The 13,116-nt window shown below is 70.3% G+C and carries 13 protein-coding genes; 11 read left to right on the forward strand and 2 right to left on the reverse strand.

Annotated elements, in window-relative coordinates; all coding sequences use genetic code 11:
• Nucleotides 1-126 precede the first annotated feature (126 nt).
• On the reverse strand, nt 127-1,071 hold the full coding sequence (locus tag CHC09_RS42970; protein ID WP_089299038.1) for a carbohydrate kinase family protein: 945 nt from the start codon (nt 1,069-1,071) through the stop codon (nt 127-129).
• Nucleotides 1,072-1,376: 305 nt separating this feature from the next.
• Between CHC09_RS42970 and CHC09_RS42975 the strand changes: the two genes are divergently transcribed.
• From CHC09_RS42975 to CHC09_RS43000, 6 genes are all read left to right on the forward strand, one after another.
• The gene (locus CHC09_RS42975) at nt 1,377-2,666 is read left to right on the forward strand and encodes a hypothetical protein (protein WP_089299039.1); all 1,290 of its coding nucleotides are present in this window, start codon (nt 1,377-1,379) and stop codon (nt 2,664-2,666) included.
• 156 nt (nt 2,667-2,822) lie between these two features.
• Nucleotides 2,823-3,455, forward strand: coding sequence for an AAA family ATPase (locus CHC09_RS42980; RefSeq protein ID WP_342352373.1), 633 nt, complete (start codon nt 2,823-2,825; stop codon nt 3,453-3,455).
• Between the two features lie 394 nt (nt 3,456-3,849).
• Complete coding sequence (locus tag CHC09_RS42985; RefSeq protein ID WP_089299041.1) at nt 3,850-5,454, forward strand: methyl-accepting chemotaxis protein; 1,605 nt, start codon at nt 3,850-3,852, stop codon at nt 5,452-5,454.
• A 14-nt stretch (nt 5,455-5,468) separates the two neighbouring features.
• The gene (locus tag CHC09_RS42990) at nt 5,469-6,518 is read left to right on the forward strand and encodes a BMP family lipoprotein (RefSeq protein ID WP_089299042.1); all 1,050 of its coding nucleotides are present in this window, start codon (nt 5,469-5,471) and stop codon (nt 6,516-6,518) included.
• Between the two features lie 147 nt (nt 6,519-6,665).
• Nucleotides 6,666-7,307, forward strand: a complete 642-nt coding sequence (locus CHC09_RS42995; protein WP_089299043.1) for a TetR/AcrR family transcriptional regulator — start codon at nt 6,666-6,668, stop codon at nt 7,305-7,307.
• Nucleotides 7,304-8,677 carry a patatin-like phospholipase family protein gene (locus CHC09_RS43000; protein WP_089299044.1) on the forward strand — a complete coding sequence of 458 codons (1,374 nt, stop codon included), beginning with the start codon at nt 7,304-7,306 and terminating at the stop codon, nt 8,675-8,677. The genes CHC09_RS42995 and CHC09_RS43000 overlap by 4 nt, the downstream gene beginning before the upstream one ends.
• Before the next feature lie 27 nt (nt 8,678-8,704).
• Here the strand turns inward: CHC09_RS43000 and CHC09_RS43005 are convergent, their stop codons facing one another.
• Nucleotides 8,705-9,172, reverse strand: coding sequence for a peroxiredoxin (locus CHC09_RS43005; RefSeq protein ID WP_089299045.1), 468 nt, complete (start codon nt 9,170-9,172; stop codon nt 8,705-8,707).
• 119 nt (nt 9,173-9,291) lie between these two features.
• Between CHC09_RS43005 and CHC09_RS43010 the strand changes: the two genes are divergently transcribed.
• The 5 genes from CHC09_RS43010 to CHC09_RS43030 all read left to right on the forward strand — a co-directional run bounded on the left by CHC09_RS43010 (nt 9,292) and on the right by CHC09_RS43030 (nt 13,031).
• Nucleotides 9,292-9,663, forward strand: a complete 372-nt coding sequence (locus CHC09_RS43010; RefSeq protein ID WP_089299046.1) for a PadR family transcriptional regulator — start codon at nt 9,292-9,294, stop codon at nt 9,661-9,663.
• Nucleotides 9,660-11,033 (forward strand): permease prefix domain 1-containing protein, encoded by a 1,374-nt coding sequence (locus CHC09_RS43015; protein ID WP_089299047.1) that lies wholly within the window; start codon nt 9,660-9,662, stop codon nt 11,031-11,033. Before CHC09_RS43010 ends, CHC09_RS43015 begins: the two co-directional genes overlap by 4 nt.
• Before the next feature lie 109 nt (nt 11,034-11,142).
• Nucleotides 11,143-11,802 carry an HAD family hydrolase gene (locus CHC09_RS43020; protein WP_089299048.1) on the forward strand — a complete coding sequence of 220 codons (660 nt, stop codon included), beginning with the start codon at nt 11,143-11,145 and terminating at the stop codon, nt 11,800-11,802.
• The gene (locus tag CHC09_RS43025; protein ID WP_089299049.1) at nt 11,799-12,587 is read left to right on the forward strand and encodes an MBL fold metallo-hydrolase; all 789 of its coding nucleotides are present in this window, start codon (nt 11,799-11,801) and stop codon (nt 12,585-12,587) included. Before CHC09_RS43020 ends, CHC09_RS43025 begins: the two co-directional genes overlap by 4 nt.
• Before the next feature lie 24 nt (nt 12,588-12,611).
• Nucleotides 12,612-13,031: an MmcQ/YjbR family DNA-binding protein gene (locus CHC09_RS43030; RefSeq protein ID WP_089299050.1), complete on the forward strand. Its 420-nt coding sequence runs from the start codon at nt 12,612-12,614 to the stop codon at nt 13,029-13,031.
• Nucleotides 13,032-13,116: the final 85 nt, after the last annotated feature.

The raw sequence follows: 13,116 nt of genomic DNA on the forward strand, positions 1-13,116 counted from the left end.
ATGATCTCCCTCTGCGATTCCGCGTCTCCCGCGGTGACACCCAGACCATGACCGCCGCCACTGACACCGCCCTAACAGCGCCCTGACACCCCGGATCAGGGCGCTGTCAGGAGCCCCGGCGGCACTTCAGCGCGTCGGGGTGCCCGCGGCGAAGGCGTCGACGGCGGCGAGGTCGTACGAGCCGGCGTCGGTTCCCAGACCCTGGGCGACCTGGGCCGCGGTGGCGCAGCCCAGCACGGCGGAGTCCCGCAGCGTCCGGCCCTGGGCCCGGCCGAGGATGAAGCCCGCGGAGAACGCGTCACCGCACCCGGTGGTGTCGACGACCTCGATCTGGAAGGCCGGCACGGTGATGACCTCGTCCGCGGTCACCACGAGCGCGCCCTTGCTCCCGTGGGTGACCGCGACGCAGCCGACCCCGGCCTCGAGGAGCGCCCGGGAAGCCGTGACGAGGTCGTCGGTGCCGGTGAGGCCGAGGAGTTGCTCGTCGTTGGGGAGCAGGTAGTCGGCGTACGGCAGGGCGGCGGCGATCCACTCGAGGATTCCCGGGTCGCCCGGCGCGAGCAGGTCGACGGAGGTCGTCAGGCCCTTGTCCTTGGCGTACGACAGCAGTTCGGCGGCGGCCGGGCCGCCGAGGAACTCCGGGCCGCCCAGGTGCAGGTGGGTGCAGCCGTCCAGGGTGGACAGGTCGATGTCGGCGACGGTGAACGCCGCGTTCGCTCCGACGCAGTGCCACGCCGGCCGGTCGCCGTTCGGCCGCACCGGGATCACCGACGCGGAGGTCTGCGCGGCGTCGGTGCGAACCAGGCCGGTGACGTCGATCCCTTCCCGTGCCAGTGCCGCTGAGAGCGCGTCGCCGAGCGGGTCCGTGCCGATCGCGCCGTGGGACCGGACTGCGGCCCCGAGCCTGCTGAGCACGACCGCGGTTCCGCCGGCGGTGCCGGCCGGGGAGAGCCGGATGGTCTCCACCATCTGACCGGCGGAGCCGGTGGGAAGGGACTCGATGCCGATCACGTGCGTGTCGAGGACGTGGACCCCGACCGCCGCGATGCTGACCTCGTTGGGGCTGGTCATGGCGGTGTCTCCTGTAACTTTTCGTCGCCGGGGGGCGAATTCCTGCGCAGGACCGTACGTTGTTGATCACCGATGGCCGCATGCGGGGCAGCGATCTGCGTCACACCCCGAAACAACGCGATCTGTGGAGATTCGCGCTCTGCTTACCGGTTCGTTCGCTTTTGCCGGTACGACGGATGGCACTCACCGGGATCGCGCAGGTCACGCGCGCGAATATCGTGGCGAGGGTTGGTGATCGAGGGTCGTACACTTCCAGGCCGCGGCGCCGGGGGAGCGTCGCAAACCCCTCGAAGGAGACCTCGCGCATGAAGCGCTTCCTCGCCGGCGCCCTCGCCGGTGCCACCACCCTGACCCTCGCGGTCGGTTGCGCCGAGCAGATCGAGCAGCTCGAGCCGAAGCTGGAGATCAAGAAGGCGGCCGCGGCCCTGAGCGCGACCGGCAAGGCCGGGTTCACCCTCAAGGTCGGTGGCAACGTCGACGACCTGATCGCCTTCGCCAAGAAGGAGTCCGGCACCGAGCCGGGCGCCTTCACCGACGAGGACGCCGACACCCTGCGCAAGCTCTACAACTCCTCGTTCACCCTCGCCTGGGACAAGATGGGCGACGGCGTCACCGACGACCGGGCCTCGGTCAGCGCGGTGATCGATGGTGTCACCGGGACCGAACTCCGGATCGTCGACCAGGTCGCGTACGTGAAGGCGCCGGTCGCCGACCTCGCCACGAAGTTCGGCGTGTCCAAGTCGGACCTCGACGCGGTGCGCAAGGAGATGGGCCCCGCGATCAAGGGCGTCGACACCCTGTTCGACGGGGGCTGGATCTCGATCAGCGTGACCGACGTCAAGAAGTTCAGCGAGGGCACCACGGGCGTCGCCCCGAGCACGGACCCCGCGCAGAACGAGAAGCTCGCCGCCGAGGTGAAGGCCAGCGCGGAGAGCCTGTTCGAGAGCGCCGACGTGGTCCGCGACAGCAAGGACAAGACCCACCTGGTCGTCACCACCACCACGGTGAAGGCGTATGAGCAGGCCAAGCGCCTGATGCAGGCGATGGAGAAGATCGGCGGCCAGTCCGCCTCGGGCGTGCTCGACGAGGCGCTCGGCTCCGAGATGGAGAAGCCGCCGGCGGACAAGCCGATCGTCTTCGACCTCTGGATCGACAAGGGCGAGTTCCGGGCGTTCGAGATCAACATGCTGCAGTTCGCCGACGGGAGCACCGGCCGGGCGGCGCTGCGGGTCGAGCTCGCCAGCGGCGTGGAGATCTCCGCTCCCGAGGGCGCCAAGAAGATCGATCTGACCGAGTTCTTCTCCACACTCGGCGCGGGCGCCGGCGACCTGGGTACGCCGAAGGCGGGCGGTGCCGGTGACGCCAAGGAGTGGGCCGAGATGATCGGCCGACAGGCCATGCTGTCCGCCGTCGTCGAGGGCGACCAGCCGGCGCTCCACCTCAAGCAGGCCGCCACCGACATGGCCCTCCCGGGCATGACCGTGAAGGTCGTCCGGAGCGGCGTCGCCCAGGTCACCATGGGCAAGGACGTCGCCTGCGTGACCGTCCCCAGCTCCGCCACGGGCGAGCCGAAGGTCGTCGCCCACGCCTGCTGAGGCGCGTAAGTCCACGAGAGAGCCCGTCCGCCCTTCCGGCGGGCGGGCTCTCCTCGTCACGAACTCGTCCGACACGGTGCGCCTTCGCGATGTAGATTGAATCTACGTAGATTGCCTCTACCTAGATGACGTCTACCTGGCGGAGTTCGTTTTTTCATCGGTCGGCGCACCGAACTGTCTCTGCTGACGAAGCGGATCGACCATCTCAAGCGAACCGGTACCGGCCTCGCTGTCGCGATCCGCGGCCGCCGTCAGGTGGGCAAGTCACGCCTCGCCCAGGAGCTCTGCGACCGTTCCGGGTTGCCTCACCTGTACTTCACCACTGTCAAAGGCGCGTCGGTCACCGAATCGACGACCCAGTTCCTGACCGACCTGACCGAATCGGCTCTGCCGAACGACCGCGCGTTGCTGCCCAGCACTCCCCCACCCGGCGGCTGGGGTGACATGCTGCGCTTGCTGGCGGGCACACTGCCGGACCAGCCCTGCATCGTCGTGCTCGACGAGGTGCCCTGGCTCACCGAGCAGGACGACACGTTCGACGGCCAGTTGCAGGTCGCCTGGGACCGCCTGCTGTCACGCCGACCGGTATTGCTGCTACTTCTCGGCAGCGACCTGCACATGATGCAACGCCTCACCGCCTACGACCGGCCGTTCTACGGCCGCGCCGACAACCTGGTCCTCGGCCCCCTGAACCTCGCCGAGACGGCCGCGGTGACCGGGCTGGCGGGCTCCGACGCCATCGACGCACACCTGATCACCGGCGGTCTGCCGGGAATTCTGCTGCGCTGAAGTGGCTGGGAACCGCATTCGGGACCCGCGACCTGCACCAACTCCAGGAAGGCGCCCGTCAAATCCCCGGCTTCGACGCGGCACACACCGGATTGGTCGTCGTCACCCGCTCCGGTGCGGAGCTACCCGCCGGCATCGTCGACGTCGTCTGGGGCCCCGACGACATCGTCGGGGCCTGGCAGGACTGATCCGCCGCCTCAGGTGGCCGCGCTGAACGTGCGGACGGTCTCACCGCACACGGTCATCCACCAACAGGCCACATAAGTCCCATATCGATCACTCCCTGACATACCCCATGGTTTCGGCGCGAGTACGACGAGAAGGTCCGACCTAATCGTCAAGTGCGTCGCCGCGCGACCGAAGTAGTCCATAACAACCGGACTTGGGGTGGGACATGCGCAGGGTCAAGATCGGCACGCGGCTGACCGCCGCGTTCGTCGTGGTGCTCACGCTGCTCGGCGTGGTGGCCGCCGTCGCCTACAACGCGATCAGCAGCCAGAAGGCCACCGCCGCCGAGGTACGCGTCCTGCAGGTGCTCACCAGCGAGGCGAAGGAGATCCGGTTCTACGCCGCCAGCATGAACGGCTGGCAGAGCGCGTACATCGCTGACATCCACCGGCTGGGCGCGGCGCGCGCCTTCGGCGGCGACTCGGTCAACTACCACGCCTGGCAGCGGGAGCGGGACAACTTCGAGGCGTACCTGAAGACCGTGCACACCGCGGACATGACCGCCGAGGAGCAGGCCCTCTTCGCCAAGGTGCAGAAGGAGGCCGAGGCCTACTTCAAGGTCAACGAGCAGGTCGTGGCGGCCTACAAGCCGGGCACCCCGGCCGCGGTACGCAAGGGCGACCAGCTCGCCCAGTACGACAGCTGGAACACCTACTACCGGATCATGACCGCCACCCAGCAGCTGGTCGAGTCGGTCGACCACCGCAGCGACGTCGCCGTCGCCGAGTCCGCGGCGGACGCCGACACCGCCAAGCGGATCATCCTGATCGGCAGCGTGACCGCGCTGCTGCTCGGCTGCCTGCTGGCGTTCCTGGTGACCCGCAGCATCACCCGGCCGGTGGTGGCCGCCCGCGACGCGCTGCGCCGGGTCGCGAACGGCGAGCTGAACGTCGAGCTGCCGCGCGAGGGCACCGACGAGCCCGCCGAGATGGCCGCCACGCTCGACGACGCCCTGCAGTCGATCCGCCGGGTGATCAGCGACGTGGCCGCGCAGGCGGAGGTGCTGGACGAGACGTCGGCCTCGCTGGACGAGGTCGCGCAGACCTTCGCCAGCAACATCGCCGAGACCTCCACCCAGGCCCGGGTCGTCGCCGACGCCTCGCAGGAGGTCAGCTCGAACGTGCAGACGGTCGCCCTCGGCACCCAGGAGATGGGCTCGGCCATCGGCGACATCGCCGAGAACGCCTCGCACGCGGCCGCTGTCGCCGCCGAGGCGGTCGCCGCCGCCACCGTCGCCACCGGCACGGTCACCAGCCTCGGCGCCTCGTCGGCGCGGATCGGCGACGTGCTGCGGCTGATCACCTCGATCGCGGAGCAGACCAACCTGCTCGCCCTGAACGCGACCATCGAGGCGGCGCGCGCCGGTGAGCTCGGCAAGGGCTTCGCGGTCGTCGCGGGCGAGGTCAAGGAACTCGCCCAGGAGACCGCCAAGGCCACCGACGACATCGGGCAGCTCGTGCAGGACATCCAGAAGGACAGTGCGGCGGCGGCCACCGCGATCTCCGGCATCGGCGAGGTCATCGGCCGGATCAGCGGCTACCAGACGACGATCGCCAGCGCGGTCGAGGAGCAGACCGCGACCACCGCCGAGATGAACCGGGGCATCGCCGAGGCCGCCGGGGGCAGCACACAGATCGCGGACAACATCACGGCGGTCGCCGCGGCGGCGAGTGCGGCCAGCGAGGACGTGGCGCGGTCGCGGGCCGCCGCCGCCGAGCTGACCCGCATGTCGCGGCAGCTGCGCGAAGCCGTCGGGCAATTCCGGTACTGAGAGGCGATGAGGACATGCGTACGAGAATTCTGCTGGCCGTGGCCGCCGCGGCCACGCTGACCATCGCCGGCTGCGGCAAGACGCCGATCACCCCGGCCGATTCGTCGGCCGCCATCGCCGGGCTGGGCTCCGAGCACGTCAAGGTCGGCATGGCGTACGACATCGGCGGCCGCGGCGACAAGAGCTTCAACGACATGGCCGCCGCGGGTCTCGACCGGGCCAAGGAGGAGCTCGAGATCGAAGCGACCGAGGCCACCCCGGAGGGAGGGGATGACGAGGGGCGCCTCGGCGCCTTGAACAAGCTGATCGATTCCGGCCACAACCCGGTGATCGCCGTCGGCTTCCAGTACGTCAACGCGCTCACGAAGGTCGCTTCCGAGCACCCCGAGACGACGTTCGCCATCATCGACGACGACTCGATCAAGGCCGACAACGTCGTGTCGCTGGTCTTCGCCGAGGAGCAGGGGTCCTACCTGGTCGGCGCGGCGGCGGCGCTCAAGTCCCGCTCCGGCGTCGTGGGATACATCGGCGGGGTCGAGATCCCCCTGTTGCAGAAGTTCGAGGCCGGTTTCGCCGCCGGAGCCAAGCGGGTGAACCCGGACGTGAAGGTGCGGACGCAGTACCTGAGCGCCCCGCCCGACTTCAGCGGCTTCGGCGACCCCGACAAGGCCAAGAAGATCGCCACGGGCATGCTGGCCGACGGGGCGGATGTGATCTACGCGGCCGCCGGTGGCTCCGGAGCGGGTGCGCTGCAGGCGGTGGCGGCCGAGAAGGGTGCCACGTTCATCGGTGTCGACTCCGACCAGTACCAGAGCGCCGACGCGCAGCTGCAGCCGGTGATTCTGACCTCGATGCTCAAGCGCGTCGACAACGCGGTGTTCCAAGAGATCCAGGCGTTCATCAAGGGCGACCGGGCGGGCGGGACGCGCCGCTTCGACCTGAAGACCGACGGCGTCGGCTACTCAACCTCGAACCAGGCACTGATCAAGCCGCTGACGCCGAAGCTGGAGCAGCTGCGCCAGCAGCTCTACGACGGCCGGATCGTGGCCCCGACCAAGCCCTGACCTGACCTGCCCCGGCGCGGATGGTTCCCAGTGATCCTGGGAACCATCCGCGCCTGCGTCGTGCCCCGCGGGTTGCCAGCATCATTTGAATCGTGATTCACTCCTTGCCTTCGTCTGAATCTGGATTCACACCTTGGGGGCTCCCGGATGCCGTACCGGCAGACCGCGTTGACCAGGAAGAACGCGGAGGACAAGCGGGAGAGCCTGCTCCGGGCCGCCCGTTCGCTGGTCGCCGTCGACGGGTTCAAGGCGGCCACGGTCGCCGCGATCGCCGCGCGCTGCCAGGCCAGCGTCGGCTCCGTGTACTCGCACTTCGACGGCCGTGACCGGTTGCTGGCGGAGGTGTTCCGCAGCGCCGCGAGCCACGAGATCGAGGTCCTGGCCGCGGCGGTGACCGAGGCCGGCCAGCAGGCGGCGCATCGACTCGACGCGCTGATCCGGACCCTGAGCGGGCGGGCGCTGCAGGGGCGGCGGCTGGCCTGGGCGTTGCTGTACGAGCCGGTGAGCCCGGCGGTGGAGGTCGAACGACTGGTCTACCGCCGCTCGTACACCGAGCTGGGTGAGCGGATCATCCACGACGGCCTGGCCGGTGGTGACTTCGTGCCGCAGGACGCGCGGCTCGCCGCGTCCGCCATCGTGGGCGCGATCTCCGGAGCGCTGGTCGGCTGGATCCACCCCGACAGCCCGGAGCCGTCGCCCGAGACACAGACCGGGGCGATCGAGGGCATCCGGATGTTCTGCCTCCGGGCGCTCGGCTCACCAACCTTGTCCACGGGAGGTCTCCGATGACCGCAGTGCAGCTCACCGACGCCCGGCGCGCGCTCGCCGACCAGGCCCTCGGCCGCATGCTCGGGACGCGCCTGGTCTCCCTCGGCGCGGACGGCGCCGTCATCGAGCTGGACAGCCAGCCCGAGATCACCGACCGCGACGGCACGATGCAGGGCGGGATCGTCGGCTACGCCGCCGAGTGCGCGGTGGCCTTCGCCGGCGCGGCGTCGGTCGGCCCGGACGTGGTCACGGCCGGACTCACCATCGACTACCTCGCGCCGGCGCGGGGCCGCACGCTGCGCGCGCACGGTACGACCGTGCGCGCCGCCGGGAACCGGGCCACCTGCCGCTGCGAGGTGCACGCCGTCGGCACCGACGGGACGGAGACCCTGGTCGCCGTCGCGCAGGCCACCATCGTCGCGACCAGCCCGCAGGTCGAGGATCCGGTGCCGCCCGTGCGGTTCCGGGCCGGGCCGACCGCGACACCGACCGTCCAGCAGATCCTCACCGAACGCCGCCGCACCGGGAACACCGACGACGGCGCCACGGTCGCCCTGGTCATCGAGGGCGGCGGGATGCGCGGCATCGTCTCCGCCGCGATGGCCGCGGTCCTCGAGCAGGAGGGGCTGCTCCCGTCGATCGACATGATCGTCGGCACCTCGGCCGGCGCCGTCAACGCCGCCGCCCTGGCCGTCGGCGCGGCCGGCCGGATGGCCGAGTCCTACGCCGAGGTGTTCGCCTCACCCGAGTTCGTCGACGTGTGGCGGATCGTGCGCGGGCGTCCCGTGATCGACGGCGCACGCATCGTCAGCCACGTCGACGCCCTCCTCGACGTCGGTGCGACCGTCGGCACCGACTGGGCCGGCCGCCTGGCGATGGTCGCGACCGACGTGGACACCGGTCGCGCCGAGGCGCTGTCCGACTTCACCGACCGCGCCGACCTGATCACCAGCATCCACGCGTCCGGTCTGCTGCCGCTGCTCGCCGGCGACCCGGTCACCCTGCGCGGGCGCCGCTGGCTGGACGGCGGCATCGTGCAGGCGGTTCCCATCGTCACCGCCGCCGCGCGCGGCGCCACGCACGCGATCGTGCTCGCCACCCGGCCGCCGGGAACGCAGCCCGGCTACGGTGCCGCCGACGCGCTGGCGGAGCGGTACCTGCGCCGGCTGAACCCGGAGCTCGCCGCCGCCTACCGGGGCCGGCCGCACCGTTACCGGGAGACCCTGCAGCAGGTCCAGGACGGCTGGGCGCACGGCCTGAGCACCCTGGCGCTGACGCCGCGCCCCGGCGATCCCCTGCCGTCGCGGCTGGAACGTGACCAGGGCGCGCTGCGGGCCGCCCGCAGCGCGGCCACCGACGCGGCCCGGGAACACCTCGCCTTCCTGTTCTGAGCGCGTGGAGGCGGGGCGGCGCGGCGGTCAGGACTTGGCCGCCGCCGCCACGCTGAGCGCCTCCACCGCGTGCTGGTTCATGTCCAGCTCGCTGTGGATCACGTCGAGGATCTTCTGGTCCGTCCCGATCACGAACGTCATCCGCTTGGTGCTCAGCGGGCCGAGGTTCAGCTTCCGCTTCACGCCGTACGCCGCGATGGTCTCCGAATCCGGATCCGAGAGCAGCGGATAGTCGAAGGTGTGGGCCTCCGCGAACGTCTTCTGCTTCTCGACCGGGTCCCTGCTGATGCCGACCCGCTGCACGCCGGCCGCGCGGTACTCCGCCGCCAGGTCACGGAAATGGCAGGCCTCCGCGGTGCATCCCCGGGTCATCGCCGCGGGGTAGAAGAAGAGCACGACGGGACCGTCCGCGAGGAGATCGGTCAGCCGCCGCGGCGTGCCGTCCTGGTCGGGGAGCTCGAAGTCGGGCGCGATGTCGCCCTTGCCGATGATCACGGATGCAGAGTACGTGAGCGAATCCGGCTCACATACATCTTCACAACTCAGTCGTTGCCCCCGAACTTTACCTAGAACTACTATGCATTGAATTTCTAGGTGTCGGAGGGAGGGCGCCCATGCGGGTGACCAAAGATCTCGTGGCCGCCTCGGCCACCCCCATCGTGCTCGGCATCCTCGCCGAGGGTGAGAGCTACGGCTACGCCATCCTTCGCCGGATCAGCGACCTGTCCGGCGGTCAGCTGGACTGGACCGAAGGCTTCCTCTATCCCCTGCTGCACCGGCTCGAACGCCTCGGCCACGTCGAGTCGAGCTGGCAGACGGTCACCGGCGAACGCCGGCGCAAGTACTACCGGGTCACCACACAGGGCATGGCCGAACTGGCCGAGCAGCACCACCAGTGGGAGACGGTGGTCGAAGCGCTCAAGCAGATCTGGCCCAACATCGGCGACCTCCGGCCGCTGACTTTTCCTCTGGAGGGCAACGCGTGACGGTCACCAACGGCAAGGAGGAACTGGAGGCCCAGTTCACGCAGTGGCGGGAGTACGTGCGCCGCCGCCCGGAGCTGCAGTCCTCCGACGCCGACGAACTCGAGGACCACCTCCGCGACTCCGTCGACGAGCTCGTCGCCCTGGGCCTGAAGCCCGACGAGGCGTTCCTCATCGCGGTCAAGCGCATGGGCGGCCTGGACGAGCTGTCCCGCGAGTTCGCCCGCGAGCACTCCGAACGGCTCTGGAAGCAACTGGTCTTCACCGGCGATCCCGCCGACTCGGTGAAGAAGATCCGGTCGCGGCAGGACCTGATCGCGATGCTGATCTGCGCCGCCGGCGCGGCCGTCTCGATCAAGGTGCCGGGCCTGTTCGGGCTGCGGTTCGAGGACAGCGACACGTTCTACGCCACCAACTTCTCGCTGTTCACGCTGCCCTGGCTGGCGGCGTTCCTGGCCTGGCGCCGGCAGGCCGGTGCCCGGCTGTGCGCGGTGCTGGTGGCGCTGTTCGCGCTCGGCGCCGCCGGGGCGAACATCTACCCGCTCGACGAGGACTCCCAGTCGGTCAACCTCGTCGGCACCCACCTGCCCATCGCACTGTGGCTGGTGGTCGGCCTCGCCTACGTCTCCGACGAGCTGCGCTCCTCGCGCCGGCGGATGGACTTCATCCGCTTCAGCGGCGAATGGTTCGTCTACCTCGTCCTCATCGCCCTCGGCGGGGGCGTGCTGACCGTCTTCCTGACCGGGACGTTCAAGGCCATCGGGCTCGACTCCGGCGAGTTCATCTCGGAGTGGCTGCTGCCCTGCGGTGCGATGGCGGCGATCGTCGTCGCCGGGTGGCTCGTCGAGGCCAAGCAGGGTGTCATCGAGAACATCGCGCCGGTCCTCACCCGGCTGTTCACCCCGCTCTTCGCCGTGGTGCTGCTGGCCTTCCTGGTCGCCATCGGCGTCAACGGCCGCGGCATCGACATCAACCGGGAGACCCTGATGATGTTCGACCTGCTGCTCGCGGTCGTGCTGGGTCTGCTGCTGTACTCGATCTCCGCGCGGGATCCGCTGGCCCCGCGCGGCACCTTCGACGTGCTGCAACTGGTCCTGGTGGTCAGCGCCCTGGTCATCGACGCGCTGGTGCTGCTGATGATGGCCGGCCGGATCGCGGAGTACGGCGGCACGCCGAACAAGATGGCGGCGCTGGGCGAGAACATCGTGCTGCTGGTCAATCTCGCCTGGTCGGCGTGGCTGCTGCTGCGCTTCGTGCGCCGGCGGGGCGGATTCCCGGCCATCGAGCGGTGGCAGACCTCCTACCTGGCGGTCTACGCGGTCTGGATGTGGGCTGTCGTGCTGATCCTGCCGCCGGTCTTCGGCTATCAGTGACCTCCGGGCCGCATCGGGCCGAGGCCGCCGCGCGACGCGGTGACCTCGGCCCGGCGCGGTGCACGGACCGGGAGCCGGGCACGCCGGCCCGGAAGCGATACTGACCGGCGTGACGATCAAGGCGCTGATCTTCGACTTCGACGGCCTGCTGGTGGACACCGAGACGACGCTGCTGGAGAGCTGGCGCTGGGAATGGCAGCGGCACGGCTTGGAGCTGGAGCCGGCGGGGTTCTTCGCCGACCACGGCGGCGATGTGAACGAGTCGCGGTACGTCGCGCTCGCCGGTGCGGTCGGCCCGGCGTACGACCGCGAGTCCAGCCACCTGCTGCGCACCGCGCACCGGGCGCGGCTGAACGCGGCGCTGCAACCGGCTCCCGGCATCACCGACTGGCTCGACCGGGCCGCGGGCCTGGGCCTGCGCCTGGCGGTGGCGAGCAGCTCGGGGTCCGCCCACGTGAGCCCGCTGCTCGATCAGGTCGGGCTGCGGGACCGCTTCGAGGTGCTGGCGACCGGTGACGAGGTGGGCGCGCACAAGCCGGACCCGGGGGTCTATCTGCTGGCACTGGACCGGCTCGGACTCCTCGCGGAGGAGGCGGTCGCGTTCGAGGACACCGCACACGGCGTGACGGCGGCCCGGACCGCCGGGCTGCGCTGTGTGGCGGTCCCGAATCCGCACGCCGACCACCGTCGATTCCTCGCCGCAGACCTGCTGCTACCCAGCGCCGTGTCGATGTCGCTGGACGCGGTTCTGGCAGAGTTGGCGGCATGAAGATTCATCACCTTAACTGCGGCAGTATGCGTCCGCCCGCGACGCCGGGCCCCCTGGTCTGCCACGTGCTGCTGATCGAGACCACCGACGGCCTGGTCCTGGTCGACTCCGGCTTCGGGCTGCACGACATCGCCGACCCGGCCCGCCGGATCGGCTCCGCCCGGCACCTCATCCGGCCCGTGCTGGACCGCGAGGAGACCGCGATCCGCCAGGTCCGGCAACTCGGCTACGACGCCGCCGACGTCCGGGACATCGTGCTCACCCACTTCGACCCCGACCACGCCGGTGGTCTCGCCGACTTTCCCGGGGCCCGGGTGCACCTCACCGCCGCCGAGGGCGCCGCGGCGGCCAACCCGCTGACCCGCAACGAGCGCCGTCGCTACCAGCCCGCCCAGCGTGACCACGGCCCTGACCTGGTCGAACACGACCCGTCACGGGGTGACGGGTGGCGCGGCTTCGCGGCGGCGATCGAGATCCGGCCCGGCGTGGTGCTGGTCGGGCTGGACGGGCACACCCGCGGGCACGCCGCCGTCGCGGTCGACGCGGGCGAGCGGTGGATCCTGCACGCCGGGGACGCGTTCTTCCACCGCGGTCAGGTCGACGGCACCGGCCGGGTGCCGTTCAGCCTGGCCATGGTGGAACGGTCCCTCGCCTACGACCGGTCGAGGATCCGCGCCAACCACGAACGCCTCGCCGAGCTGTGGGCGGCCGGCGCGCCCGACCTGACGCTCGTCAACGCCCACGACCCGGAGCTGCTGCGCCGAGCCCGTGCGGGAGCACTCTGAGCCGGCAACCGTTACTCTCGGGCCATGTCCGGACCTGGAGACGTACCACCGGAGATCTTGGACCGGTTGCGACCGATCCTCCGGGGCCTGCCCGAGGCGTACGAGGAACCGGCCTGGATCGGCGTCCGCTGGCGGATCCGCACGCGGACGATCGCCCACGTCTACACGCCGGATCCGGAACGTTTCCCGGTCTATGCCCGGTATGTGGTCGACGGCGAGGCACCGACCGTGATGACGTTCCGGGTGCCCGTCGACGATCTGCTCGGCCTGACCGCCCCCGGCTTCCCGTTCTTCCGCGCCCCCTGGGGCGACAACGTCGCCGCCATCGTCCTCGGCGACCACACCGACTGGACCGAGATCGCCGAACTGATCACCGACAGCTACTGCGAGCTGGCCCCGAAATTCCTCGTCGCCCGGGTCGCTCCCGCACCGCCGAGCAGCTGATCCACAAGTGAGCACCGGTGCGGGCGTCGCTGAACGGGTTCCGGGCACGCCGTACATCATCGAGACGTTCTGCATCTCGGACCAC

It is taken from the genome of Actinoplanes regularis (genome assembly GCF_900188005.1).
GTDB classification, from domain to species: domain Bacteria; phylum Actinomycetota; class Actinomycetes; order Mycobacteriales; family Micromonosporaceae; genus Actinoplanes; species Actinoplanes regularis.

What these genes read in the sequence shown, in the direction of transcription:
- CHC09_RS42970 (WP_089299038.1), bottom strand. Translation starts at nt 1,071, where the DNA reads ATGACCAGCCCCAACGAGGTCAGCATCGCGGCGGTCGGGGTCCACGTC.
- CHC09_RS42975 (WP_089299039.1), top strand. Translation starts at nt 1,377, where the DNA reads ATGAAGCGCTTCCTCGCCGGCGCCCTCGCCGGTGCCACCACCCTGACC.
- CHC09_RS42985 (WP_089299041.1), top strand. Translation starts at nt 3,850, where the DNA reads ATGCGCAGGGTCAAGATCGGCACGCGGCTGACCGCCGCGTTCGTCGTG.
- CHC09_RS42990 (WP_089299042.1), top strand. Translation starts at nt 5,469, where the DNA reads ATGCGTACGAGAATTCTGCTGGCCGTGGCCGCCGCGGCCACGCTGACC.
- CHC09_RS42995 (WP_089299043.1), top strand. Translation starts at nt 6,666, where the DNA reads ATGCCGTACCGGCAGACCGCGTTGACCAGGAAGAACGCGGAGGACAAG.
- CHC09_RS43000 (WP_089299044.1), top strand. Translation starts at nt 7,304, where the DNA reads ATGACCGCAGTGCAGCTCACCGACGCCCGGCGCGCGCTCGCCGACCAG.
- CHC09_RS43010 (WP_089299046.1), top strand. Translation starts at nt 9,292, where the DNA reads ATGCGGGTGACCAAAGATCTCGTGGCCGCCTCGGCCACCCCCATCGTG.
- CHC09_RS43025 (WP_089299049.1), top strand. Translation starts at nt 11,799, where the DNA reads ATGAAGATTCATCACCTTAACTGCGGCAGTATGCGTCCGCCCGCGACG.
- CHC09_RS43030 (WP_089299050.1), top strand. Translation starts at nt 12,612, where the DNA reads ATGTCCGGACCTGGAGACGTACCACCGGAGATCTTGGACCGGTTGCGA.